Origin of the sequence: Roseibium sp. (genome assembly GCF_048260565.1) — a bacterium.
Lineage (GTDB): Bacteria > Pseudomonadota > Alphaproteobacteria > Rhizobiales > Stappiaceae > Roseibium.
The window spans coordinates 147,138-169,917 of record NZ_JBLXGP010000012.1; the positions used below are offsets into that span (position 1 = coordinate 147,138).

Consider the following 22,780-nt stretch of genomic DNA (forward strand, 5'->3'; position numbering starts at 1 on the left):
GGCAAAACTGTCAATAAAAACAACCGATATACCGGATCGCATATAGGAGCTGACGTGTTCAGACGCATTCTCAATGACTCCTTCTCCCTCGTTTTCGGCAACCTGGAAACGGTCTTCAAGGTCTGCGGCGCCTGGTTTGTCCTGCAATTCGTCCTGCTGCTTCTGGTGCAGGCGATGGTTGGCGGCATGCCGGGGGAAACCGCGACGGCAACGGGAGATCCCATGCAGGTGTCGCCGGCCCGGATGCTGGCGAGCCTCCTGATGATGGCCGTCGGCATTGTCGCCGCAGCGTCGATCTCCGTCGCGTGGCATCGGTTCGGGCTGCTTGGAGAACGGCCGGGTTTCATTCATTTGCAGCTCGGAGCAATCGAGGGCCGGTTCATCGTGAAGACGCTGCTGATCGCCCTTGTCGCCTTTCTCGTCTTCCTGCCGATCAGCATCGTGGCGGCCCTGCTTTCCGCCGCGACCCAGTCGCCCGTCTTGATCGTCATCCTGGTGCTGATTGCCGCCGTTTTCGTTACCCCGCACATGCTGCGGCTCTATCTCGTATTACCGGCGGTATCCGTCGAACGTCCGATCGGTCTGAAGGAGGCTTACCGGCTCGGGCAGGGTCTCGGTTGGCCGATGATCGGGGCGGGTATCGTGCTTTTCTTCCCCTTCATTCTGGTCGCCGTCCTTCTTCAGTATCTGTCGGTCCTGGCCGGCAGCGGCGGCCTGCTGGCACTTCTGATCATGATCAAGCTGGCCCTGTTGAACGTGCTCCTGCAGATCATCCTGACCGTACTCGGCATCTCCGTGATCACCGCCGCTTATCGGATCGCCATCGAGAGACAGCACGCTTACATCCAGACACCGCCTTCAAACCCGGACTGAAATCGCTATATCAGGCCGAGACTCTGGCCCGGATTGCGATAGGAGACTTCCGCCCGTGTTCCTCACTCTGCTCGAACGGTCATGGTCGCTTGCCCAGCACAACATCGGCACGTTGGCCAGAACCGGCTGGGCCTATATCCTGGTGCTGCTAGCGGTGAATTTCGCGATCGGCGCAACGCTTTCGCCAACGGCGGGTTTCTCGACCGTCTCCTACATGACCGAGCCGGTCGCCGCCGCCGACGAGGGCGGACTTCGCCTTCTGGCGGTGCTCGCAAACGCCCTGCTCGGCTTTTCCATTGCCATCGCCTATGTCCGCCGGATCCTGATCGACGCCCGTGATTTTCCGCTCAGCCTCGGCAAGCGGACCGTCAACGTGATCCTGAACCAGATCCTCCTGAGCCTGATCGGCATGGCCGCCCTGATCCCGCTCATCATTGTCGCGCTGCTTCTGGCTGCGGTCACGGGCGGGATCGGGCTGTTTCTCCTGTTCGCCGCCCCGTTTGTGGCGCTCATGGTGGTGCAAAAATTTTCCGTCATCCTGCCGGCCGCCGCCGTCGACGATCCCCTTACCTTGAAGGACTCCTGGCGGGCGACATCCGGTCTCGGCTGGGCAATGGCTTTTTCTGCGTTGGTCATGAGCCTGCTGGCAGGGTGCCTGATCGGGCTGTGGATGCTCGTACTGCAGGCGTTCAATGCCGTTCTTCCCGCGGATCCGATCATGCTCCAGATCCGTTCGGCCCTGTTTCCGACGGGGCTGACGCTGCTCGGCGTCTGGATTTTCGCAAGCCTCCACGCCACCTTCTACGGCCTGATCCGCGAACGCTTCGCGGCCCGGCTGGGATTGACGCAAACGGATTATGAGAACGCTGACGCACGCCGACTGCACGCCCGAGAAAAAGCGAAAAAGGCGTTGGAGCGGGTCCGGCGCCTTCGGAAATCCTGAAACCGGATGGCCAGCAGGCGCCATTACAAAATCATGATGCTGCACTGCAATCAGTCTGTGTTAGTGTCGCGGAATTCAGGATGCAGCCGCCTCAATGCGCCACTCAACAAATTGCCGAAACACGGTGTCGACGATCCGGGCTCCGATGTGCGGCCCCCGTCAAGACCAGTAACCCTTTCCACCCGTTTGAAGAAAACCGGACAAACTTCCGCTTCATTGATGAGGAGATGTAGAAATGCTCGATAAGAAAACCGCTGTCGTCACCGGATCCACCTCGGGGATCGGCCTTGCCTGCGCCCGCGGATTTGCCGAACAGGGTGCGAATGTGGTGATCAACGGTTTCGGCGATGCGGACGCCATCGAAGCCGAGCGTGCCGGTATCGAGAAGGACTTCGGTGTTCGCTGTATCTATTCGGCGGCCGACATGACCAAGCCGGACGAAATCGCGAACATGATTTCGAATGCCGAGAACGAGCTCGGATCCGTCGACGTCCTGATGAACAACGCCGGCATCCAGCACGTGGCCCCCGTCGACGAATTCCCGATCGACAAGTGGAACGCCATCATCGCCATCAACCTGTCGTCTGCGTTCCACGCCATCCGGGCGGCCGTGCCGGGCATGAAGAAGCGCGGCTGGGGCCGGATCATCAACACAGCCTCCGCCCACGCGCTGGTCGCCTCGCCCTACAAGGCCGCCTATGTGGCCGCCAAGCACGGCATTGCCGGCCTGACCAAGACCGTCGCGCTCGAGGTCGCCGAGCAGGGCGTCACCGTCAATGCGATCTGCCCGGGCTATGTCTGGACCCCCCTGGTGGAAGCCCAGATCCCGGACACGATGAAGGCGCGGAACATGACGGAAGACGAGGTCAAGCGCGATGTCCTGCTGAAGGCACAGCCGACCAAGCAGTTCATCACCGTGGATCAGGTTGCGGGCTTTGCCGTGTTCCTGTGCTCTCCGACCGCTTCCGCCATCACCGGCAGCATCCTGTCGATGGATGGTGGCTGGACGGCTCAGTAACGGCGATCCGGCGCTTTTTTTGGGCCGGGCGGGCTGTCCCGTCCGGCTTCAGGCCTGCAACCGATCCTCTTACCTATGCGTGTTACCCCAAATTGCCAGAACCGCATTCCTGGCACATCATGGGATACCGCGACGGAAGGAGGAGCCGGCAATGTGGTACAGATCGATTGCTGCCGCGTGCATGGGAAGTCTGATTTTTGCTCTGCCGGCCTCAGCCGAACAAATCTCAGAGATAACAATCGGGAATTGGAACGGCGGCGCCTATACCCACACGCAGACAGGTGAATTCAGCCACTGCGCCGCATCGGCGAGTTACAAGAGCGGGATCACGCTGGTTTTTTCCATAAACCGCGACATGACATGGGCACTCGGACTGGCCAACGACAACTGGAAACTCACCGAAGGCGACACGTACCCGGTGGAATACCGGGTCGACCGCAGCAAAGCCTACGAGGGCACGGCAACCGCGATCGCCCCAAACCAAGTGAAAGTCCTGCTTCCCGGCGACGACAACCTGTTCAACCGGTTTCGCCGAGGCAACATGCTGACGGTCGTTGCGGCAAACCAGACCATGCGCTTCAGTCTCAAACAGACGAGCAGGATGCTTTCGTCGCTCTTCAACTGCGCGCGACACTGGCGCGAGCGCTATTCCAAACCCACGGACAACCCGTTCGGCAGCAGTAACGGCAGTGGTGGCAGCGACAATCCGTTCCAATAAGACCGGCCACCGTTTCCCAGGCACTTAGGGACGGACCCATAAAATTCTGCTTTCAGGTCAAACACCGGCCTGCCGGCGCAAGTTAAGCGGCATTAACGGTCTGGTCGCATCCTGCCTTGCATTTCGCAACGCAGGCATCGTTACCTGTTTCTTAAAGCAATCAATATCTTGGGATGGGGGATCGGCGGGAGCCTAGGGCTTGTGACCGGCGGTGCGGAAACCAATTGGCAAGGCATTTGCGATAGCTATGGCACGCTGATTGTCAGGTTGTGCGTCGTCAGCGACAATGGATGGAAGAGGCAGGCAACTGCGACCCCGCCTGCTTCTTCCCTCCGTCCCTTTCAGGAAAATCGCCCGAACAGGTTTCCCGTCGGCTTCGGCCTACCGGGTCACGATGATCTTTGTATTCTGCTTGCCGTTTTCAGTAATCAGCGAGAACAGGCGCGCAGCATTGTCGGGATGCAGCCGGATACAGCCATGCGAGGCCGGCCGGCCCAAGTTCTTGATGGCCGTGGTGCCGTGGATTGCGTAGCCGCCAAGAAAGAAGACGGAATAGGGCATCGGCGAGTTATGGTACTTCTTGGAAAAATACCGCACATGCATACGGCCCGGGCGAAACGTTCCGACCGGCGTGCGGTACCCGCGCCGGGCGGTTGAAACCGGCCAGGAGTGCCGCGGAATACCGTTGATGTAGACCCGCATTTTCTGATCCGACAAGTCGACTTTGGCGACAATGGTCGCCGCATTCGCTCCGGAACCGGCGCACCACATCGTAAAAACAAAACAAGACACCAAAAGGGCTTTGAAAAAACGCATTACTTACCCCCATCATGAGAACGGGGAACAGATAACACGAATAGCCTTTCTTTTCTATCAACAGCTTGGCGCTCCTCCTCCGGATACCTCGATTTAGAGCATCGGGCGATAATCCTCCGCGGTCGGGATTAGTCTGGCATTCTCGGCCGGCATGCCTTTAAGGTGCCACAGGGACGACCTATGTGATTGAGGTAAAGCAGGATCAGGGAACCGACATGCGATCCACACATTCGTTAAGGCATATCTCCGGATTTCTTTCCGCCGCCATAATCGGCGTCATGGCCGTGGCGGCTGCGCCCGCATCCGCACAGGACATCGACAAGATCAATGCCGACAAGGGCTGCAGGAAATGCGATCTCCGGCTCGGCGAACTCCGGCAATTGAATATCGATGGCGGGAATTTCGATGGCGCCATTTTGCGGGAAGCCGACATGAAGGGAGCCGTCCTGCCGAACAGCTCCTTCCGCGAGGCGGACCTGCGCCGGACGGAAGCGGAACGCGCGGATATGTCGTCCGCCGACTTTACCGGCGCCTCCATGCGCGGTGCCGACCTGGAGAAGGCAAATCTTCCCCGCGCCAACTTCAAGGGTGCGGATCTCAGAAACACCGACTTCAACGAGACGAACCTGGAAGGCGCAGATCTCACCAATACGGACTTGCGCGACAGCACCCTGATCCGGGTCAATGCCGCGAACGCGAGCTTCAAGGGCGCGAAAATGGATGTCGTCGACCTTGAGCGCAGCAACCTGTCCGGCGCGGACTTCTCCGGCGCCCGCCTGAAACATTCCGATCTGGACCGGATAAAGGGCGTCGGCGCTTCCTTCGAAGGTGCCGACCTGACCGGCGTTCGCCTTTCCAGTGCGGACCTGACAGGCGCAAACCTGAGGGATGCGGATTTGTCCGATGCTCTCTTGCGCCACACGCGCCTTCCCGGCGCCGACCTGACCGGCGTCGAGGGTCTCGACCCGGCACGCATCATCGGTGCCTGCGGCGATGCAAACACGAAGCTGCCCAAAGGCATTACCCTGGAGCCCTGCTCCTGAGGCCCGGGACTGCTCAAACAAAAAGCGCGGCAAACGCCGCGCATTTTTTTCAGGCTGAAACGTTCAGACCTTAATTGAACAGGTCGAACGAGAACCTGTAGGTCGCGCCCAGGCCGATACTGAACTGGTTCTTGTCGCCCGCCTTGGTGATCGGGCTGTCTGCCGCATCCCCGACCAGACGATCGTAACCGCCCTGCAGATGCAGCCGGACATCGTCGGTGACGTTGTAGCTGATGCGGGTGGCAAGCCCGACGGACTTGAACCCGGCGTCGGGATCATAGGCGGTCAGGCGCCCGCCGCTTGCAGCCGCTTCAGCCGCGGTCACGCCGAAATAGGTATCCATGTAATCGCCGGTAGCGAAACTGGTGCGCGGACCGATGCTCCATTCAACCTTGTCCATGGGAAAGAAGATCGCATCGGCGCCAAGCTGACCCACCTGGCCGTGATGGCCATTGATGCCCTGGCGCAACTCGGCAAAGGCCCGGAAATGATCGGTCCGGAAGCCGCCACCCAGCCCAAGCTCAAGCGCCCAGTTGACGGTTTTGGTCCCGGTCAGGTCCGCACTGTCGCTGGCACTGCGTTCGCCGATAAAGTTGAACGACGGATAGACGAAGAAACCGCTCCTTTTCTTTCCGTCAGCAATCTGCCCGAGGCCCGGGAAGTAGAAATTCGATACGGAAATGATCGGGAACGGATAGATCAGATAGGAATCCGCACCTTCATAACGGGGCTGCACCATGCCGCCGATACCGAGGTCCATGACGTATTGACGCACCGGCTTCTCCGCGGCCGGATAAGCATCCTGCGCCTGGGCCGGAACAATGAGTGCTGCAAGGGCGGTCGCGCCCAAAAGGCAGCGTGCGAAATGAGTGGTCATCTGGAATCCCGAGGACATTGTTCGAACTTTCCGGGACATTAGCACAGAAAAAGATTACCGGCGGTATAGGAGTGAATCGATTGTCTTGATCTGTTGCATTTACGCACCGGTTAATGGCGCGAAAGCGGCTTGAGCATTTACCGTATCACCGTCCGGGACATGCTGCGTCTTGCAGGACGGCTGCGAGAAAGCTACATGAAGCACCAGGACGAACCCAAATTGGCCCCAAATTGGTGATGGACGAAAACTGATGCTGGCAATTCTCAACGTGGTTATGATGGCGCTGAACCTCTACGTCTACGTGGTCATCGCCAGCGCGATCTTTTCCTGGCTCTACGCGTTCAACATCATCAATTCCAGCAATCAGGTGGTCGCAATGATCGGGCAGGTGCTTTACAACCTGACCGAGCCGGTGCTTCGGCCCATCCGCCGCTTCATGCCGAATCTCGGCGGCGTCGACATATCGCCGATCATTCTACTGCTCGGCATCTTCCTCATCCAGAACGTCATCGTTCTCTATATCGCTCCGAACGTCTATTAAGACCGGAGCCTGATCGGTGTCCGCCGACCATCCCTGGCGGTCGTCCGGCGATGATGTTCTGGTGGATGTCCGCCTGACGCCGAAATCGTCGAAGGACGGGATCGACGGGATCGATTGCCTCGCCGATGGCCGCTGTGTGCTGAAAGCCCGTGTCAGGGCCGTTCCCGAGAAGGGCGCAGCGAATAAAGCGCTGATCAAGCTGGTTGCCAAGGCCGTCGGACTGCCGAAATCGGCCGTCGACCTGGAAAGCGGCACGACCTCACGGATCAAGACCCTGCGGTTAACCGGTGATGCGGAGCTGATCGGCGGCGTACTTGCGTCGATTTGCTCTGACTAAGCCGTGCACGGACTGCCGCCGGTCAGTCCTCCACGAATCTCAGGCCTCCAGGGATCTCAGGCCTCCAGGGGACGGGCTTCCTCCGCCAGCATGATCGGGATGCCGTTGCGGATCGGATAGGCGAGCTTCGCGGCCCGGGAAATCAGTTCCTGGTTTGCCTCGTCATATTCCAGCGTGGTTTTCGTGACCGGGCAGACCAGCAGTTCCAGGAGCTTGCGATCGACCTTGCGTTTTGTCTGTTCGTTCATGTTCCACTCCCGAAGCCCCGCCCTTACTGCAGGGTCGTGCCGCCATCGCCGCCGTTATTCGTCTTGGCGAGATCCATCTCGGTGATGGCAATCAGGGTTTCCGCCCGCGTCCTGAGGTCCCTGGCCTCCAGAAGCGCCTGCTTTTCCTGCGCGCCGTAAGGGCACATCATACAAAGCGCGTTGACCAGAACTTCCGTTTCCGCCTCTGAAACGCTCTGCCAGTCGGCTTCCAGATTGTTCGCATCCAGATAGTCGCGCAACACCTTCAGCAGGCCGTGACGGTCCACATCCTCCTCGCCGACACCGGTGGTCAGATCATGGGAAAAGGCGGCAAAGTCGCATTCCACCTGCCGGAAAGCCGTGATCGTGTCGAGCTCCCGGCCGACGGCGAACCGGGTCACCCCCTGCAGGGTGATGAGATAGCGCCCGTCGCCGGATTCCTGAAAGCTGGTCAGACGGCCAACGCACCCGACCGGCGCGAGTACCGGATGATCCGGATCCATCTGGATCATGTCCGGCGAGGGCTGGACCATGCCGATCAGCCGGTTTCCCGCTAGAGCCGCGTCGACCATATCGATGTAGCGCGGCTCGAAAATATTCAGCGGCAACTGGGTCCTGGGCAGCAGCAGGGCACCGGACAACGGAAAGACAGGCAGAACCGGCGGCAAGTCCGCAATGGTTTCATAGATCGCATTTCCCGCCTGCATCACTTCAAGCCTTCCAGATCATCGTGTCCGACGCAGCAATAACTTGCCTGCCCTTCATGGATATCTGTTGCTGTCCGGCGTGACGTCAAGAAAACAGGACCGCCGACAGTTTCCGCCGTCCGTAATTGGTTGCCGGCTCCTTGGGGCCCCAGGCTTCGAAAAACTGCAGCAGCTGCAAGCGTGCCCCGTCCTCGTTCCACTCGCGGTCGCGGCGGACGATCTCGATCAGCTGATCGACGGCGCCTGTCCGGTCGCCGTTGCCGTTCAGACCGAGCGCCAGGTCGAAACGGGCCTGGTGATCGAGGGGGTCCTTGGCGATACGTTCCTCGAACTCCGAAAGATCGCCGAGCGCTTCCGCCTGCTCGGCAAGGTCCAGGGCAGCCTTGGCCGCCACATAGGCGGCATCGCTCTGCTTTTCGGCCGGCACCATCTCAAGCGCCTGTTTGGCGCGCTCGACCTCGTTCACACTCAGATAGCATTGCGCCAGGCCGGATATGGCACGCACATTGTCCGGCTCCGCCTGCATGGCTGCGCCGAAGAGCTGGGCCGCCTGTCCGAAGTCCTTGGCTTCCAGCAGCGCCTCGGCCTGCTCCAGGAACTGGTCCGCCTGGCTGACCGGGGCAGCGCCGCCGAGCTTCTCGATGAACGCCTTCACCTGGCTTTCCGACTGGGCGCCCATGAAACCGTCGACCGGCTGTCCGTCCTTGAAGGCGATCACGGCCGGGATCGACTGAATGCCCATCTGGCCAGCCACTTCCGGATGTTCGTCGATGTTCATCTTGGCAAGCTTGACAGCGCCTTTAGCCGCCGTCACCGCCGCTTCGATCACCGGCGTCAGCTGACGGCACGGACCGCACCACGGCGCCCAGAAGTCGACCAGCACGGGCTGGGTCTTGGAGGCCTCGATCACGTCCTGCATGAAGCTCTGTGTGGTAACTTCCTTGATGAGGTCGCCGCCGGCATCTCCAGCGCCACCGCCATGACCACCACCGTCGTTTCCGCCGCCGAAGCCGCCGCTCATGCCCCCGCCGAAACTGCCGCCGAATTGGCCGCCCACGGAATAATTGTCAGTGTTCATCGTCTATGCCTCAATTTTTCAGGCGCCCCGGTTTTCGGGCTTTTGTCCGCCGATGCGCGACATGCGGACACACCGTCCCCAAGCCCCGCAAGTTGTTCCTAACATGGCCCTGTCAGGCCGGAATTACAAACCCGCCGATTGCGCTTCCTCGCTGACCGCCAGCACCTGCGGTTCGTGGCCGCAACCCTTTGCGAAAACCAGCAGATCGTCGCGGGAGATCGTCGTGGTCGCGTCATTGGACAGGGGATGAAAATTCAGGATGTCGTGTTGTATCATCGCCGCGTCGAATACCGGCGTGACCCGCTGCCCCTCCCGGTCGTTGATCAGGGTAAAGGGCGTCACCGACCCCGGTGTGACACCCAGCACCTCCATCAGCAGATCCGCATTGCCGAAGGACACCCGCCCCTGCGCGCCGATCAGATGATGGATCTTCTTCAGGTCGATCGTGGCGTCATGCAGCGCGACCACCAGAAACAGCCGTCCCTTCTTGTCTTTCAGAAACAGGTTCTTGGTGTGCCCGCCGGCGATCCGGTCATGCAGGTCGCCGGATTCGGCCACGGTAAAGACCGGCTCATGGTCCACGGTGGTGACCTTGATCCCGAGGCTGTCGAAAAATTCCATCAGGTCGTCGCGGCTGGCAGGCATCAAGGTCCCCTAAAAATCTGGTCATCTCCTGCGCTGTCTAACCCGATCCGCCCGCCGTCTCAAGAACGTCGTTGCGGCATCTGGGCCCGATTTCCCTTGATCTTCCCCCGATCCTGCGCCAGCGCATCCACAAAAGATCCACAGCTGGGCCTGCAAAAAATTTTGCAGAAATTGCCTGTTGCAATCCGTCCCGGCTTGGTCCATATACTGCGCACCTCGCCGACGGACGGCGCTGATGAAGCGACGCGGTCGGACAAAATGCGGGTGTAGCTCAGGGGTAGAGCACAACCTTGCCAAGGTTGGGGTCGAGGGTTCGAATCCCTTCGCCCGCTCCAAATTCTGAAACGACAAAAGCTGCGGATCTCCGCGGCTTTTGTTGTTTTTGGGCTATTGAAGGTTAGCCAGCGCAGGCGTCCATAAGCGCCGTGGTTACCATGCGGTTACACAGTTTCCAGGGCATGTCGCGTTCCTGTTAATTCACCAACTTGCCCCATCGAATTTTGACGCACGTTCCATTGCGAAAAACCGGCTGCCGGTCGGTATGCACATTGCTCCGGATGACTGTTTTTGTCTGTAGGACGGCCGCTTTCGCCTCCGCCAATAACCAAACGCCCGGCAATCCAACCTGAGTGTTCCTGCGTATCTTTCATAGGTTCACAGGAGGGTTCGATGCAAAAACGTTACTCAGGCAACTGGAATGTCCGATTTCTGCTCATCGCCGCCATTGTCTCCATCGCCTTGATGTCGCCGCCGAGCCTGGTGCCGGCACGGGCGGATCTTGGCGCGGCAGCAGGTTCTGTCCCCTCGGCGAGCCTGGTTGGCAAGGGACGCCTCACCTTCCTGGGATTCAAGATCTTTGACGCCGAGCTTTATGCGCCGGGAGGAACCTATTCGCCTTCAAAGCCGTTCGCCTTGAAGCTGACCTATCTGCGAAACTTCAAAGGCAGTGCCATTGCCAGGAGGTCTGCCGACGAGATGCGCAAGCTCGGTGCGTCGGAGGGACAACTGGCAAAATGGACCCGGCAGATGGAAGCGATCTTTCCGAACGTTTCCGCGGGTCAGTCGATCACAGGCGTCAGGACGTCATCCGACAAGGCGACCTTTTATCTCGGCAACCGGAGAATAGGCACGATTTCCGACGCGGCCTTCACCAGGCGTTTCTTTTCCATCTGGCTCGGAAACCGCACGGGAAACCCTGAACTGCGCGACAAACTGGTCGGCGCGGACTCGTGAACGACGCAAAAGCGCCAATACACCAATCCGCAACGGCGGACCGGTCGTCTTGTGAGGAGCCGGCGGGTCCGACACGGATCCCGGCAAAGGCGCTGCTGACATATGGCGCCCTTGCCTTTCCCCTGTCCTTCGCGGGACTGCCGATCTATCTCCATGCGCCCGACTTTTATGCGGTCACGCTGGCCCAGCCGTTGGCAAGCCTGGGACTGGTCCTGCTCGCCCTGCGCATGATCGACGCCTTCCAGGATCCGCTCATCGGAAGTCTCAGTGACCGGTTCCATACCCACAGACCGGCTGTTTTGCTGGCCGGGACAGTGATGCTGGGCGGCGGGTTCTGGATGCTTTTTCATCCGGTCGCGTCAGCTCCCCTCACCTGGTTTGCCGTTTCGGTCCTGATATGCACCACGGGCTTTTCCGTCGTAACCATCAATCTTCAGACCCTTGGCGGCTTGTGGAAGACGTCTCCGGTCGAGCGGACGCGGGTCACCGGCGGCCGCGAGGCGCTCGGGCTCCTGGGCCTGCTGGCCGCCGCGATCATGCCGACCTTGCTGACGCAGTGGACCGGACAAACGCTTGCCTTTCATTATCTCACCCTTGCCTATCTGCCGCTGCTCGCCGGCGCCTTCTTTCTTTTGATGGTGTGGTTGAAGTCGGCAAAACTGTCTCTGCCGTCGGCAACCTCCGCACCGGAAAGCTGGCGCACATTGCTCAAAAACCGTTGGCGAACAACCTTTTTCTCCCTGGTGCTGCTGAGCACCTTCGCCAGCGCCAGTCCGGCCGTTCTGGTGCTGTTTTTCGTCCGCGACAGACTGGGGGCCGAAGCCTTTACGGGACTGTTCCTTCTGATCTATTTCCTGGCCGGCACGGTCTCCATGCCGCTGTGGATCCGCCTTGCGGCCCGCTTTGGAAAAGTCCGGGCCTGGCAACTGTCGCTCGGCCTTGCCGTGGTCACGTTCATCTGGGCGGCCTTGCTGGGGCGCGGCGACCTGGCAGCCTATGCCGTCGTTTGCGGCCTGTCCGGACTGGCGCTCGGCGCGGATCTGGCGCTTCCGCCGGCACTGCTCGCCGATCATATCGATGCGGACAAGCGACAGGCCGAAGCCTCGCGCCTGTTTTCGCTCATGGCGCTTTTGTCGAAGGCGTCTCTGGCCGCGGCCACGGGCCTGGCCCTGCCCATCCTGGGTCTTCTCGGATACGCACCGGGGAGCGAAATGACGCCGCGGCTCGACTGGGTTCTCAGCCTGACCTATGCCGCCTTGCCTTGCTTGTTGAAGATCGCGGCCCTGATCGGCCTGTTGATGGCGGAAAACACGCTCACGCTTCCTTTCCGCACAGACCGGTCATGCACTGACAGTAAATCCGGGCCTCACAGGTGGGGCTGATCAAAATTCCGAAGATCTTTTCCGCATTACCGTTCAATCCGCCAACCCGTTTGGAAATCTTTTCACCGTCTTTCGCTGGACGCGCAGCCAGGTCTGGCCGTCGAAGGCCTTACCGGGCAGGAAGTCCACTCTGAGGCCGCGCCGGACGCATTGGGCTTCTATCCAGGCGGGGCTGTGGCGGACGATGCCGGCTTCCGTGGACTCATGGCTGGTTCCGACCCAGACGTCGCCTTCGTAGTCCGGCTCCTCGTCGGTCGGGGCAAGATAGGATGCAAGGAAGATGGCGTGGTCTTGCGAATTGTCGATAAAGCCGTCCAGCATGGTTTCGATGTGCCGCTTGGCGCAATGGGTCCAGATGGAGCCGGCAAGGAACATGTCGAATCTTCGGTCGAAGACCGACAGGTCGAAATCCGCATTGTAGTCGAAGCGCGGCGTCTTGGCTTCGAGCATTGCCTGATCGAACAGGGTTTCCAGCCCCCATTTCACCCGGTCGCGATGAGGTTCGATGCCGCAATAGGTGCCGCTATCGAGAAACCGGATCAGCCAGTAGGCGGTCCGGAGACAGCCGCAGCCGATCTCGCAAAGCCTTGTCTCCGGCGCCAGGCCTTCCCGGAGAAGAGCGATAAACTGCCGACGACCGCCTTCATCGAACCGATGGGTCGGGACACCAAGAAAGCCGTGGGCTTGAGCCATTTTCTCGCCGAGGCGCTGCACGTCAGACATAGGGGGAAATCCAGTTTCAGATAGAGCCGCAGGGGAAGCCGGTCACGGCCGGAATGCGTATATGGATGGGATTAAAAGGGATTCGACCGTTCTTGACCAGCCGGCTTTCCTGCCCTCGACGGCGTGCCCGGGACTGCCGGAATTTTCTGATGAGTTTGCCGGACGGCGATGATATGTCATTGTCAAATTTCAGTAAAAAGACGCTAGGGTCAGAACTCATTCATTTTGCTCATTCTGTTTGTCAGGGAAGGTTGGAATGAGCGTAAGAGCGAGCGCAGGACAGGTTGTTCCTATCCAAGCTCGATTTTGCGGTCAGGCCGGCCTTCCCTGGTAAACCCGAAGGGCGGGGCGTCTTTGCCTCCTGACGGCGTTAGAGATCCTTGAAAACCGAATGGTTTCCTGCGGCTCTCTGCCTTGTCAGCAGACAAAGCCACTCCCGCAGAATGTGTAAAATGAATGGGTCCTGACCCTAGTTTGCGTAAAGTTTATTTGGTGAAAAGATGCAACAAAGCCTGGAAGAGCGGTTTCCGGACGTTCTGTTTTACAATCCTGCCCTGACCGAGGTTCAGGACAATGTCGTCATCGGGGCCGGGTCGCGCGTCGGGTCGATGACGGTCGTTCATCGGGATGCCCGGGTGGGCACGGGAACGACCATCGGATCCCATTGCAACATCTGCGCCTGCACCATCGGCAACAACGTCTCGATCCAGACCGCCTGCCATATCACCCGCGGTGTCACGGTCGAGGACGACGTGTTCATCGGGCCCCATGTCGTCACCCTGAACGACAAGCTGAAGGGCGACCCGATGATTTACCCCTACATAGAAAAGGGTGCCAAAATCGGTGGCGGCAGCACGATCCTGCCCGGGGTCCGGATCGGGGCCAATGCGGTTGTTGGCGCCGGCAGCGTGGTGACGAAGGACGTTCCGCCCGGCGCGCTGGTCGTCGGCAATCCGGCCCGGATCAGGCAGCCTGCTCCCGACTCCCCGGCATAACGTTCGCCATGAAGGACCTCATCCTCAATCTTGCGCCGACCGGAATGGTCCCGACCAGGGACATGTCGCCCCATGTTCCCATTTCGCCGCAAGAGATCGTTGCCGACTGCCGAAAATGTGCCGATCTCGGCGCGACGATCCTGCATGTCCACGCCCGCGACGAGAGCGGAAAACCGACCTGGCGAAAGGAGGTTTACGCTCGGATCATCGGCGGCATCCGGGAGACCCATCCGGATGTGATCATCTGCGTGTCGCTCAGCGGCCGCAATTTTCCGGAATTCGAACATCGCAGCGATCCGCTGTTTCTGGACGGTGACCTCATGCCGGACATGGCGAGCCTGACCCTGTCCTCGATGAATTTCGCTCGGACAGAAAGCGTGAACGCCCCGGACATGGTGACACGGCTTGCCGAAACCATGACCGAGCGCGGGATACGTCCCGAGCTCGAAGTGTTCGATGCCGGGATGGTCAACTACGCCCATTACCTGACCGACCGGGGTATCCTGACCGGACCTCACTATTTCAACATCCTGCTCGGCAATCTCGCCACCGCGCAGGCAACACCGCTTCATCTGGCCGCCATCACCCAAGGTCTGCCTGAAAACGCCTTCTGGTGCGCCGGCGGCATCGGTGCGGCACAGCTCCCGGCCAACGCCCTGGGACTGCTGTTCGGAAACGGCGTGCGGGTCGGACTGGAGGACTTCCTCTGGCTGGATGCCGACCGAAAGCAACCGGCGACGAACGCCCAAATGGTCGAGAGGATCCGGCAGCTCGGGGTTACCTTCGGCAAGTCGTTCGCCAGCGCCGTTGAGGTGCGCAAAGCGCTCGGGATCGGCCGCCATGACGCCTGAGACCCGCCCGCTGCGCATCCTGATGACCAACAACACGCTGAGCCTGCGGGCCGGGTCGGAGCTTTATCTGAGGGATCTCGCGATCTCCTTCATGAAGCGTGGCCATTTTCCGGTCGCCTACAGCCGGACGCTCGGTGCGGTCGCAAACGACCTTCGTGCCGCCACGATCCCGGTGATCGACGATCTGAACGAGATGTCCATTGCCCCGGACATCATCCACGGCCAGCATCATCTTGAAACCATGACCGCCGCGACGCATTTTCCGCACGTGCCGGTCGTCTACACCTGTCACGGCTGGGTTCCCTGGCCGGAAATGCCGCCGGCCTTTCCCAACATCATGAGATACGTCGCCGTCGACGACCTGTGCCGGGAACGCCTGCTGACGACCCACGGCATCGAACCGGGACAGATCACCACGCTTTACAATTTCGTCGACCTCAAGCGGTTTCACCGGGTGCGCGCGCTGCCCGAAAAGCCGGGTTCGGCGCTGGTCTTCAGCAATACCCGTCCCGAGGTACCGCAAGCCATCCGGGAGGCCTGCGACCGGCTCGGGATCGAAAAACTCGATATCGTCGGCAAGGCCTCCGGTAATGCGGTGGCGAACCCGGAAACCATCCTTGCCGATTATGACATCGTCTTCGCCAAGGCACGGTCCGCGATCGAGGCGATGGCGTCCGGATGCGCTGTCGTCGTCGCCGACAAGGAGCGCCTCGCCGGCATGGTCACGCCTGAAAACCTTGCAGCCTTCCGAGGGTTGAATTTCGGCATTCGTACCCTGCAGCAGCAGGCGTTTACCAGCGACAACGTCGAACGCGAACTGAGGCTCTACAATGCGGCCGAGGCCGGCAAGGTTACACAATGGATCCGCTCGAACGCCGACATGGAGGTGATTGCCGATGCCTGGATCGACTTGTACCGTGACGCCGTCGACCGCTGGCAGGAGGTAGGCCCGGCCATTGCGGACGAAGAGCGGTTTGCCGCACTATCGCGGTATCTCGTGGGGGCGTTGTCCCCACGCATCAAGGCAGCCGACCAGAATATCCGCGACCGGAAAAACGCCGAGGCGGAGTTGAAATCGCAGCGCGCGGAATTGGTCCGTGTATCCAAAGAAGCGAAGAAGGTGCCCGACCTTGAAAAGAAACTCCGGAATGAACGGGCCGAGCGCAAAACAGACACCGACGAACGTCTGAAGACCAAAGCCAAACTGAAATCGGCACGACAGGAATTACGCGACATCAAATCAAGCAGATTATGGCCGTTGTTTCGAAAGTTTATGAATTGAATACGATTGTTCCCTTTCCCAACCCCCGGCTTCCGGTCCGGGTCCTGCTGATTGGCCTCGGTCGGATGGGGCAACTGCATCTGAAGTGCCTGTCCGGACTGTCGTCGGTCGAATTGGTCGGCGTGGTCGATACCGACGCGACCAGGGCCGACGTGGCGGATGGCCTCCGCTTTTCCGCCGACCCGGCCGATTTCGCCGGCGAATTCGACGCCGCGGTCATTGCCGTACCGGCCGAAAGTCATGCCCGGGTTGCCCTGCCTCTTCTTGCCGAAGGGGTGAATTGCCTGGTCGAAAAACCCCTGGCGCTCTGTTCCGGCGAGATCGGGAAGATGATCGCCGCCGCGCGCGCGGGCGGCGCGGTTCTTGCCGTCGGACAGGTGGAACGTTTCAACCCGCAAATTGAAAACTGCGCCGCCCGGATTGACCGGCAAGCGGGCGATATTCGCGTCGAACGCCTGTCTCAGGGGTCCGGCGCGCCCGGTGAAGCGGATGTGATTTCCGACCTGATGATCCATGACCTGGACTGGATCGTCAGGTGCGAAGGCTCCACGGATTGCACGATCGATCTGCTTGAGACCCGCGGACCCATTGACCGTCTTGAATACGTCCGATGCCGTCTGGATTTCGGACCGCGCAGATACGATCTGAGGGCCGGTCACGGAGAGGATTGCCGGAAAAGAACGGTCCGGATTTCGGCGGCGGACGGCGCAACCGAGGATTATGATCTTCTGGACTTCATGTGCGGAAAAGGCCTCGACCCGCTGACCCGTCAGGCCCAGGCCTTTGTCGACGCCTGCCATGGCGGAGAGACCGAACTGGCGACCGCATCCGACGCTCTGGCCGTCTATCGTCTGATCGAGCGCATCCGCACGCTTGGCAATCCCCTTTTCGAACCTGCCGAGAGATTTGCGTGACGCCGAAAGTCCCTTTCGTCGACCTTTCCGCCGAGTGGGAGCCCGTCCGCGCCGAGGCCCTCAGGCGCATCGCCGGGGTCTTCGATCACGGCCGGTTTGTCGCCGGTCCGGAGGTTGCCGAGCTGGAACAGAAGCTTGCGGCGACGGTCGGCGCGAAACACGGCCTTTCCTGCGCCTCCGGAACGACCGCTCTCCTCATGGCGATGATGGCGCTCGGCATCGGGCCCGGCGACGAGGTCATTGTTCCCGCCTTCACCTTCATCGCGCCTGCGGAATGCGCCCTGATCCTGGGCGCCTCGCCCGTCCTTGTGGATGTGCAGATGCCGTCCGGACTGATCGACCCTGATGCGCTCGAAGCCGCAATGACGCCCCGGACCAGGGCCATCGTCGCCGTTTCGCTTTTCGGACTGCCCGCCGAGTTCGACAGGATCAACGAGATTGCGGCAAACCACGGCATTCCGGTGATCGAGGATGCCGCCCAGAGCCTGGGAGCAACCCGGGGCGGCAAAGCCAGCGGAACACTGGCCGGGATCGGCTGCACCAGCTTCTTTCCCACCAAGGCGCTTGGCGGCGCAGGGGACGGCGGCGCGCTTTTTACCGATGATGCGGAAACGGCGGTCCGATTGGCGGAAATTCGCGACCACGGGCAATCCGGCAAATACCATCATGTCCGGCCCGGCCTGAACGGCCGGCTCGGCTCCATGGCCGCCGCAGCGCTTCTGGCCCGTCTGGACGTGTTCGCACCGCTGCTGGAAAGACGCCGGCACATCGGTCGGACCTATGACAGGCTGCTCGGCGATGCCCGCAGGTCCGGCCTCCTGGATCTCGTGGCGGACGAGGGAATCGAGCACAGCGCACGGTCTCAATATGCGGTCGTAGTCAAGGATCGCGCAAAAGTGGTGAAAACGCTGGAAGCCGCCGGCATTCAAACGGCGATCCATTATCCGCAGGCGCTTCATCGGCAGCCGGTCCTGCAGGATTGCCGTTGTTCAGGACCGCTCGAAAAAGCATCGGAAATGGCGGAGAAGGTGCTGTGCCTGCCCATTCATCCGGCGTTGGACGACGTTCAGGTGGACTATGTCGCTGAGACCCTGTGCAACGCTCTCACCAAATGAAACGGATGTCAGGCGGCTGTGCAATGCGCGAGATCTGTGTCGGCGCGCAGATCCCGTTTTACACATTCACTTCATGGGACCTTGACCTGAGACAAGGTGGCTGATCAGGTGCGAATGGCATAGTCTGCCAGTGCCCATACGCAGGACGCCGTTCGAACAGCAACGAGGGAGAGTTTGCTTTGACAGGCTGGAACACGCTCAAACGTACCGGATTTGCAGCCCTCTTCACCGCCGCGGCCGTCAGCCCGGGCCTTGCGGCCAATGCAGGCCACGGCGAGGAACTCGCCCTTCAGTGGTGTTCGGCCTGCCACCTTGTCTCCAATGACCAGAACAAGGTCAGCGTCGCGTCCGTGCCGAGCTTTTTCGACATCGCCAGGCGTCCGGGCTTCAACGAGGATGCGCTGAAGACCTTCCTCGCCGATCCCCATCCCCAGATGCCGAACATGACCCTTTCCAACGGTGAGATCGCGGATATCGCGCGTTACATCAGCTCGCTGTCCGAATAGGCTCGCTTTCGCGCTTAGCGGTTTCAGAAATCGAAACACGCCCTGACGGCGGCATGAAACGAGCCGTCCTCCGCGGACGTTCCCTCGTCCAGGACCTCGTCGGCAAGGTCGTCGTTGAAGACCTCGATATCCCGCACCCGGCTGAAGAGCGCCGGGCTTGCCAGGATATGATCCAGCGCCTGCCCCCGGCCCTTGTGAATGACCGTCCGGCGCAGCTCCGGCGGCAGGGCCGCATCAATCTGATGCAATTGGCGGTTCGCCAGATCCGGGTTGCCGGTGTCGTCCGGATCGGCCAGCAGCAAGCGCAATGCGGTGGAATCCTCCGTGGCGTTGAAATCCCCAGCGACCGCGATCAGCGGCTCGGGGTGGCCGTCGAAAAAAGCGTCTATTTTCACCCGCAGATCGAGCGCCTGCACCACCCGCTTCATGGACGCCAGAAAATAGCCTTCCGCCCATACGGGAACGTTCTTCCAGACCTTGGGCGCGGTCTTGCCGCCCGGAATGGGGGCCGCGATGGGTGCCCGCAGGTGGACCACGAACAAATGAAGCGGTTGCTCCCAGCCGATATCGAGCTGCAGCTCCAACACCGGACGGTCGAAGCCCAACGGCACCGGCCCCTCTACCGCCGGGCTGGCATGATCCGGCTGCCACAGCGGCACATGCATGGCCGCCTCGTGATGGATCTTGCTGTCGATGACAGGAAACCGGCTCACAACCACCAGATTGTGCCGGTCGCCCGGAGACGGCACGTCGGGCCGCGTCGTGGCGATCGCGTGAAACGTCTCGTAAGGCGTCCCGGCAAGGAGGGCGTCGAGGGCCAGGAAGGCCCGCTCGCTTGTCCCCGCAAGCCTCTGCGCATTGACCTCCTGCAGGCAGAGGATATCGGCCTCCAGTTCCAGAAGCTTCGGGCGCAATGCCGCAATCCTCTGTTCCAGCCGCTCCGGTCTGAACTTGTCGTCGCCGAAGGATTCGATGTTGAACGTGGCCAGCCGGATCAAGGGTTTCTTCCACAAGGCAATGGGTTTCGGTTTTCGGGTCACTGTCCCCGACCATAGCCTTGCCCGACAGGCGGTGATAGGACAAGGCATTGCTTTAGGAAACAGAGCCCCGATGAGTGAAACAAGCTGTCCCTGCGGCTCCGGACGGGGCCTGTCCGACTGCTGCGGCCCCTATCTCTCCGGGGAGCGCGTTCCTGAAACGGCAGAAGCCCTGATGCGCTCGCGTTATTCCGCCTATGTGCGTCAGCAGATCGAATATCTGAAGGACACGCTCTGGCCGAAGGAGCAAGCGCGATTCGATTTTGCCGGCACGGCGAGATGGGCGGCGGAAAACCACTGGACCGGCCTGACAGTCCTGAAGACGGACAAAGGCACGGCGGAAGACCGGAACGGCACGGTATTGTTCGAAGCCAAATTCCTGGCCGGCGGCAAGCTTAACACCCACCGCGAACTCAGTCGCTTTCGCAAGAAGGCCGGGCGCTGGTATTACGTTGAGGCCTTGCCGGAAACATGAATCGCCGGAAGTCGGCTCTGACACAGACGGAGGAAACCCATGCAATTCGCCCGATATCCCAGCCTGGAAAACCGTGCCGTCTTCGTGACCGGCGGCGCGTCCGGCATCGGCGCGGAAGTCGTCCGGGCCTTCGCCGACCAGGGCTCGAAGGTTGGCTTCGTAGATCTGGATGAGAAAAACGGCGCGGCCCTCGCTGCCGAACTTGGCGGCAACGTTCATTTCGTCGCCTGCGACCTGCGCGACATCGAAGCGCTGAAAGCTGCCTTTGCCGGGCTTGAAGCAGCGATCGGGCCGGCGGAGGTGCTGGTCAACAACGCCGCCCGCGACGACCGCCACGGCTGGCAGGACGTGACGCCCGACTATTACGACGAACGGATCGCCACCAACCTGCGCCACATGTTCTTTGCCATCCAGGCTGTCGCGCCGGGCATGATCGCCGCCGGCAAGGGCTCGATCATCAACTTCGGCTCCAATTCCTGGTTCGAGGCGGTCGGCGGCATGCCCGTCTACACCACCGCCAAGGCCGCCGTGCACGGCATGACCCGTTCCTTTGCCCGCGACCTCGGCCGGCATCGCATCCGTGTGAACACGGTGGTGCCGGGCTGGGTCATGACCGAACGCCAGAAGGAACTCTGGACCACGCCGGAGAAGCTGGACCAGCAACGCGAAAGCCAGTGCCTGCCGGACCTGATCGAACCGGTTTACCTGGCCCGCATGGTCCTGTTCCTCGCCTCCGACGACGCCGCCATGTGCACGGCCAATAACTACATGGTCGAAGCCGGGTCGATCTGAGGCGTCCGCTCTTTTCCGTCAAGACAAGGCCGGACAGCCGGAAAACGATCCCGTTGACCGGACGCAAGGCAGTTTTGGAGAGTTGGGTCCGGAGGGCCGAATGCCCCCGATCGGATCGTTGACGCCGCAAAGGCCGGATGTCGGCGTTCCGGCTGCAGACCAACGAGGGTCGCCGAACAAGAGGCGGAGGCTTCCTTTCAAAGCGTCTTCAGATAATCCTGAAACTCCTTGCCCGGCTCCTTCGGAAAGCGGGTTGCGGTGACTTCGTAGGCCCTGATGCGGTCGAGGCGGAAGTTGCGGAAATCGGAACGCATTTCACACCAGGCGGTCAGCACCCAGACGCTTTCGAAAGCGGTAAGCCCGAGAGGGCGGATGAGGCGACCGCTAACGCGCTCCTGAGTATCGCAGTAGCCGAGCTGCACCTTGAACCGTTTTCGAATCGCATCCCTGAGCGGCGTCAGGGCCTCCGAACCGAGTGCGGAGGAAGCCTTCGTGACCGCGAGCAGCGGGCGATTCAAGGATTGATCGCCTTCGGACAGGACGGCACCGAGCTTGCCGAGCACCCGTTCCGCAATCTCGCGCATAGCAGCATCGCCGCGCGCCTTCACCATACGGATGCCGAGCAGAATGACATCCAGCTCGTCCGGATCGAACTGCATCGGCGGCAGGAAATAGCCGCGTTCGAGAACGTAACCGACCCCGCCTTCTCCTCGAATGGGAGCCCCCATTGCCTTCAAGGTGGCCATGTCGCGATAGATGGTCCGCTCCGTAACATCCATCAGCTCGGCCAGCATGGCGGCCGGAACCGCGCCTCTCCGGCTGCGCAGGATGTCCAGGATCGAAAACAATCTGATCGTTCGCATGGCGTGTCGGCCTCCGGCTGCGTTCCGCAGAGTGCTGCCCGACGATCATAGGCGCACCCCCCTGACAGAAACTGTCTTTGACGGGCTCTATAGAACGGGCAGCAGAAACACGAAAGGACATCTCATGCTACGAAAAGATCTGGGCCCGATGAAGGTGATGGGATTCGCCCGCTACAATGCGAAAGACGACGTTCAAGCGCCGGACCTGATTGCCGCCGCGCGCCTTTGGCAGAAGGAGTTTTTGAGCCGCCAGCCGGGCATCGCCATGCATTGCTTCCTGGGAAATGCGGCAGGCGGATATGCCGACGCCATTCTTGCAAGGGACGAGGCCAGTTTTGCGGCCATGTCGGAGGCCCATATGCAGGCGCCGAGTTCAAGGGCGTTCATGGAGATGCTGGACCCCGGCAGCATTCGCCTTTGCCTCAACCGTCTGATGGAAGACCTGAACGCTTTGCCCGACCGCTTTGCTGCGATCGAGTTTGGCACATTCCGTCCCAGGAAAGACGTCGACTTCTCCGAAGAAGCGCTGATGGCAGCCTCAGGACGGGTCGAACGGGAATATCTTTCCGCACACCCGGAAAGCCAGGCCCACCTGATGGCACGGGCCGGGGAGGATACGTATTCGGAAATCTGTTTTGTCGAAACCGTCGGGGCCGCTCGGGAGATTTGCAGCGGGTATGTCTCGAGCAACGCCTGCATGCCACTCCTCGGCCTGTTCGACCCGGACAGTGTCGACCTGGATTTTTGGCATGTCCTTGCCTGAGAAGG

Annotated in this window: 27 protein-coding genes and 1 tRNA gene; 19 read left to right on the top strand and 9 right to left on the bottom strand. The window is 60.8% G+C overall.

Annotated elements, in window-relative coordinates; all coding sequences use genetic code 11:
* Positions 1-54 precede the first annotated feature (54 nt).
* From ACN0SO_RS21320 to ACN0SO_RS21335, 4 genes are all read left to right on the top strand, one after another.
* Positions 55-873, top strand: coding sequence for a hypothetical protein (locus tag ACN0SO_RS21320; RefSeq protein ID WP_417680865.1), 819 nt, complete (start codon positions 55-57; stop codon positions 871-873).
* 55 nt (positions 874-928) lie between these two features.
* On the top strand, positions 929-1,816 hold the full coding sequence (locus ACN0SO_RS21325; protein ID WP_417680866.1) for a 4-hydroxy-3-methylbut-2-en-1-yl diphosphate synthase: 888 nt from the start codon (positions 929-931) through the stop codon (positions 1,814-1,816).
* A 235-nt stretch (positions 1,817-2,051) separates the two neighbouring features.
* Positions 2,052-2,834 (top strand): 3-hydroxybutyrate dehydrogenase, encoded by a 783-nt coding sequence (locus tag ACN0SO_RS21330; protein ID WP_417680868.1) that lies wholly within the window; start codon positions 2,052-2,054, stop codon positions 2,832-2,834.
* Between the two features lie 151 nt (positions 2,835-2,985).
* A complete protein-coding gene (locus tag ACN0SO_RS21335) occupies positions 2,986-3,552 on the top strand; it encodes a hypothetical protein (RefSeq protein ID WP_417680870.1) in 567 nt (188 codons plus the stop codon).
* A 381-nt stretch (positions 3,553-3,933) separates the two neighbouring features.
* On the opposite strand, the gene ACN0SO_RS21340 is transcribed toward ACN0SO_RS21335, so the two are convergent.
* Complete coding sequence (locus tag ACN0SO_RS21340; RefSeq protein ID WP_417680942.1) at positions 3,934-4,323, bottom strand: L,D-transpeptidase; 390 nt, start codon at positions 4,321-4,323, stop codon at positions 3,934-3,936.
* Positions 4,324-4,583: 260 nt separating this feature from the next.
* On the opposite strand from ACN0SO_RS21340, the gene ACN0SO_RS21345 reads away from it, so the two are divergent.
* Entirely contained in the window at positions 4,584-5,411 is an 828-nt protein-coding gene (locus ACN0SO_RS21345) for a pentapeptide repeat-containing protein (RefSeq protein WP_417680872.1), read from the top strand.
* 70 nt (positions 5,412-5,481) lie between these two features.
* Here ACN0SO_RS21345 and ACN0SO_RS21350 read toward each other — a convergent pair whose 3' ends face one another.
* Positions 5,482-6,288, bottom strand: a complete 807-nt coding sequence (locus tag ACN0SO_RS21350; RefSeq protein ID WP_417680874.1) for a MipA/OmpV family protein — start codon at positions 6,286-6,288, stop codon at positions 5,482-5,484.
* Between the two features lie 250 nt (positions 6,289-6,538).
* Between ACN0SO_RS21350 and ACN0SO_RS21355 the strand changes: the two genes are divergently transcribed.
* Positions 6,539-6,829, top strand: a complete 291-nt coding sequence (locus ACN0SO_RS21355) for a YggT family protein (protein WP_417680876.1) — start codon at positions 6,539-6,541, stop codon at positions 6,827-6,829.
* 16 nt (positions 6,830-6,845) lie between these two features.
* Positions 6,846-7,166 carry a DUF167 family protein gene (locus ACN0SO_RS21360; RefSeq protein WP_417680878.1) on the top strand — a complete coding sequence of 107 codons (321 nt, stop codon included), beginning with the start codon at positions 6,846-6,848 and terminating at the stop codon, positions 7,164-7,166.
* Positions 7,167-7,222: 56 nt separating this feature from the next.
* Here the strand turns inward: ACN0SO_RS21360 and ACN0SO_RS21365 are convergent, their stop codons facing one another.
* The 4 genes from ACN0SO_RS21365 to ACN0SO_RS21380 form a co-directional block, all read right to left on the bottom strand.
* Positions 7,223-7,414 carry a Trm112 family protein gene (locus ACN0SO_RS21365; RefSeq protein WP_417680880.1) on the bottom strand — a complete coding sequence of 64 codons (192 nt, stop codon included), beginning with the start codon at positions 7,412-7,414 and terminating at the stop codon, positions 7,223-7,225.
* 23 nt (positions 7,415-7,437) lie between these two features.
* Positions 7,438-8,121 carry an LON peptidase substrate-binding domain-containing protein gene (locus ACN0SO_RS21370; RefSeq protein WP_417680882.1) on the bottom strand — a complete coding sequence of 228 codons (684 nt, stop codon included), beginning with the start codon at positions 8,119-8,121 and terminating at the stop codon, positions 7,438-7,440.
* An 85-nt stretch (positions 8,122-8,206) separates the two neighbouring features.
* Positions 8,207-9,199: a thioredoxin gene (trxA, locus tag ACN0SO_RS21375; RefSeq protein WP_417680884.1), complete on the bottom strand. Its 993-nt coding sequence runs from the start codon at positions 9,197-9,199 to the stop codon at positions 8,207-8,209.
* A gap of 123 nt (positions 9,200-9,322) precedes the next feature.
* Complete coding sequence (locus ACN0SO_RS21380; protein WP_417680886.1) at positions 9,323-9,844, bottom strand: prolyl-tRNA synthetase associated domain-containing protein; 522 nt, start codon at positions 9,842-9,844, stop codon at positions 9,323-9,325.
* Positions 9,845-10,104: 260 nt separating this feature from the next.
* Between ACN0SO_RS21380 and ACN0SO_RS21385 the strand changes: the two genes are divergently transcribed.
* From ACN0SO_RS21385 to ACN0SO_RS21395, 3 genes are all read left to right on the top strand, one after another.
* Positions 10,105-10,179: transfer RNA gene (locus tag ACN0SO_RS21385), tRNA-Gly, on the top strand.
* Between the two features lie 334 nt (positions 10,180-10,513).
* Complete coding sequence (locus ACN0SO_RS21390; protein WP_417680888.1) at positions 10,514-11,077, top strand: chalcone isomerase family protein; 564 nt, start codon at positions 10,514-10,516, stop codon at positions 11,075-11,077.
* Positions 11,074-12,459 (top strand): MFS transporter, encoded by a 1,386-nt coding sequence (locus ACN0SO_RS21395; RefSeq protein WP_417680890.1) that lies wholly within the window; start codon positions 11,074-11,076, stop codon positions 12,457-12,459. The genes ACN0SO_RS21390 and ACN0SO_RS21395 overlap by 4 nt, the downstream gene beginning before the upstream one ends.
* A gap of 33 nt (positions 12,460-12,492) precedes the next feature.
* Here the strand turns inward: ACN0SO_RS21395 and ACN0SO_RS21400 are convergent, their stop codons facing one another.
* A complete protein-coding gene (locus tag ACN0SO_RS21400; RefSeq protein ID WP_417680892.1) occupies positions 12,493-13,182 on the bottom strand; it encodes a hypothetical protein in 690 nt (229 codons plus the stop codon).
* 500 nt (positions 13,183-13,682) lie between these two features.
* On the opposite strand from ACN0SO_RS21400, the gene ACN0SO_RS21405 reads away from it, so the two are divergent.
* The 6 genes from ACN0SO_RS21405 to ACN0SO_RS21430 all read left to right on the top strand — a co-directional run bounded on the left by ACN0SO_RS21405 (position 13,683) and on the right by ACN0SO_RS21430 (position 18,845).
* Entirely contained in the window at positions 13,683-14,177 is a 495-nt protein-coding gene (locus ACN0SO_RS21405; RefSeq protein WP_417680894.1) for an acyltransferase, read from the top strand.
* An 8-nt stretch (positions 14,178-14,185) separates the two neighbouring features.
* Positions 14,186-15,028 carry a 3-keto-5-aminohexanoate cleavage protein gene (locus tag ACN0SO_RS21410; protein ID WP_417680896.1) on the top strand — a complete coding sequence of 281 codons (843 nt, stop codon included), beginning with the start codon at positions 14,186-14,188 and terminating at the stop codon, positions 15,026-15,028.
* Positions 15,018-16,310 carry a glycosyltransferase gene (locus tag ACN0SO_RS21415; protein ID WP_417680898.1) on the top strand — a complete coding sequence of 431 codons (1,293 nt, stop codon included), beginning with the start codon at positions 15,018-15,020 and terminating at the stop codon, positions 16,308-16,310. The genes ACN0SO_RS21410 and ACN0SO_RS21415 overlap by 11 nt, the downstream gene beginning before the upstream one ends.
* Positions 16,307-17,224, top strand: a complete 918-nt coding sequence (locus ACN0SO_RS21420) for a Gfo/Idh/MocA family protein (protein WP_417680900.1) — start codon at positions 16,307-16,309, stop codon at positions 17,222-17,224. The genes ACN0SO_RS21415 and ACN0SO_RS21420 overlap by 4 nt, the downstream gene beginning before the upstream one ends.
* Positions 17,221-18,339, top strand: coding sequence for a DegT/DnrJ/EryC1/StrS family aminotransferase (locus tag ACN0SO_RS21425; protein WP_417680902.1), 1,119 nt, complete (start codon positions 17,221-17,223; stop codon positions 18,337-18,339). The genes ACN0SO_RS21420 and ACN0SO_RS21425 overlap by 4 nt, the downstream gene beginning before the upstream one ends.
* A gap of 179 nt (positions 18,340-18,518) precedes the next feature.
* Positions 18,519-18,845, top strand: coding sequence for a c-type cytochrome (locus ACN0SO_RS21430; protein WP_417680904.1), 327 nt, complete (start codon positions 18,519-18,521; stop codon positions 18,843-18,845).
* Positions 18,846-18,868: 23 nt separating this feature from the next.
* Here the strand turns inward: ACN0SO_RS21430 and ACN0SO_RS21435 are convergent, their stop codons facing one another.
* Positions 18,869-19,843, bottom strand: coding sequence for an endonuclease/exonuclease/phosphatase family protein (locus ACN0SO_RS21435; protein WP_417680907.1), 975 nt, complete (start codon positions 19,841-19,843; stop codon positions 18,869-18,871).
* A gap of 112 nt (positions 19,844-19,955) precedes the next feature.
* On the opposite strand from ACN0SO_RS21435, the gene ACN0SO_RS21440 reads away from it, so the two are divergent.
* Together ACN0SO_RS21440 and ACN0SO_RS21445 are read left to right on the top strand one after the other, a co-directional pair.
* Positions 19,956-20,357 (top strand): YchJ family protein, encoded by a 402-nt coding sequence (locus ACN0SO_RS21440; RefSeq protein ID WP_417680909.1) that lies wholly within the window; start codon positions 19,956-19,958, stop codon positions 20,355-20,357.
* Positions 20,358-20,396: 39 nt separating this feature from the next.
* Positions 20,397-21,149, top strand: a complete 753-nt coding sequence (locus tag ACN0SO_RS21445; protein WP_417680911.1) for an SDR family NAD(P)-dependent oxidoreductase — start codon at positions 20,397-20,399, stop codon at positions 21,147-21,149.
* Between the two features lie 197 nt (positions 21,150-21,346).
* Here the strand turns inward: ACN0SO_RS21445 and ACN0SO_RS21450 are convergent, their stop codons facing one another.
* Entirely contained in the window at positions 21,347-22,012 is a 666-nt protein-coding gene (locus tag ACN0SO_RS21450) for a helix-turn-helix transcriptional regulator (RefSeq protein WP_417680912.1), read from the bottom strand.
* Positions 22,013-22,136: 124 nt separating this feature from the next.
* On the opposite strand from ACN0SO_RS21450, the gene ACN0SO_RS21455 reads away from it, so the two are divergent.
* Positions 22,137-22,775, top strand: coding sequence for a hypothetical protein (locus tag ACN0SO_RS21455; RefSeq protein ID WP_417680914.1), 639 nt, complete (start codon positions 22,137-22,139; stop codon positions 22,773-22,775).
* The last annotated feature ends 5 nt before the right edge of the window (positions 22,776-22,780 follow it).

Bases quoted from the DNA above. Each gene is read 5' to 3' on its own strand.
- ACN0SO_RS21330 (WP_417680868.1), top strand. From the start codon at position 2,052: ATGCTCGATAAGAAAACCGCTGTCGTCACCGGATCCACCTCGGGGATC.
- ACN0SO_RS21335 (WP_417680870.1), top strand. From the start codon at position 2,986: ATGTGGTACAGATCGATTGCTGCCGCGTGCATGGGAAGTCTGATTTTT.
- ACN0SO_RS21340 (WP_417680942.1), bottom strand. From the start codon at position 4,323: ATGTGGTGCGCCGGTTCCGGAGCGAATGCGGCGACCATTGTCGCCAAA.
- ACN0SO_RS21345 (WP_417680872.1), top strand. From the start codon at position 4,584: ATGCGATCCACACATTCGTTAAGGCATATCTCCGGATTTCTTTCCGCC.
- ACN0SO_RS21350 (WP_417680874.1), bottom strand. From the start codon at position 6,288: ATGACCACTCATTTCGCACGCTGCCTTTTGGGCGCGACCGCCCTTGCA.
- ACN0SO_RS21355 (WP_417680876.1), top strand. From the start codon at position 6,539: ATGCTGGCAATTCTCAACGTGGTTATGATGGCGCTGAACCTCTACGTC.
- ACN0SO_RS21365 (WP_417680880.1), bottom strand. From the start codon at position 7,414: ATGAACGAACAGACAAAACGCAAGGTCGATCGCAAGCTCCTGGAACTG.
- ACN0SO_RS21370 (WP_417680882.1), bottom strand. From the start codon at position 8,121: ATGCAGGCGGGAAATGCGATCTATGAAACCATTGCGGACTTGCCGCCG.
- trxA (WP_417680884.1), bottom strand. From the start codon at position 9,199: ATGAACACTGACAATTATTCCGTGGGCGGCCAATTCGGCGGCAGTTTC.
- ACN0SO_RS21380 (WP_417680886.1), bottom strand. From the start codon at position 9,844: ATGCCTGCCAGCCGCGACGACCTGATGGAATTTTTCGACAGCCTCGGG.
- ACN0SO_RS21390 (WP_417680888.1), top strand. From the start codon at position 10,514: ATGCAAAAACGTTACTCAGGCAACTGGAATGTCCGATTTCTGCTCATC.
- ACN0SO_RS21400 (WP_417680892.1), bottom strand. From the start codon at position 13,182: ATGTCTGACGTGCAGCGCCTCGGCGAGAAAATGGCTCAAGCCCACGGC.
- ACN0SO_RS21405 (WP_417680894.1), top strand. From the start codon at position 13,683: ATGCAACAAAGCCTGGAAGAGCGGTTTCCGGACGTTCTGTTTTACAAT.
- ACN0SO_RS21410 (WP_417680896.1), top strand. From the start codon at position 14,186: ATGAAGGACCTCATCCTCAATCTTGCGCCGACCGGAATGGTCCCGACC.
- ACN0SO_RS21415 (WP_417680898.1), top strand. From the start codon at position 15,018: ATGACGCCTGAGACCCGCCCGCTGCGCATCCTGATGACCAACAACACG.
- ACN0SO_RS21440 (WP_417680909.1), top strand. From the start codon at position 19,956: ATGAGTGAAACAAGCTGTCCCTGCGGCTCCGGACGGGGCCTGTCCGAC.
- ACN0SO_RS21445 (WP_417680911.1), top strand. From the start codon at position 20,397: ATGCAATTCGCCCGATATCCCAGCCTGGAAAACCGTGCCGTCTTCGTG.
- ACN0SO_RS21450 (WP_417680912.1), bottom strand. From the start codon at position 22,012: ATGCGAACGATCAGATTGTTTTCGATCCTGGACATCCTGCGCAGCCGG.
- ACN0SO_RS21455 (WP_417680914.1), top strand. From the start codon at position 22,137: ATGCTACGAAAAGATCTGGGCCCGATGAAGGTGATGGGATTCGCCCGC.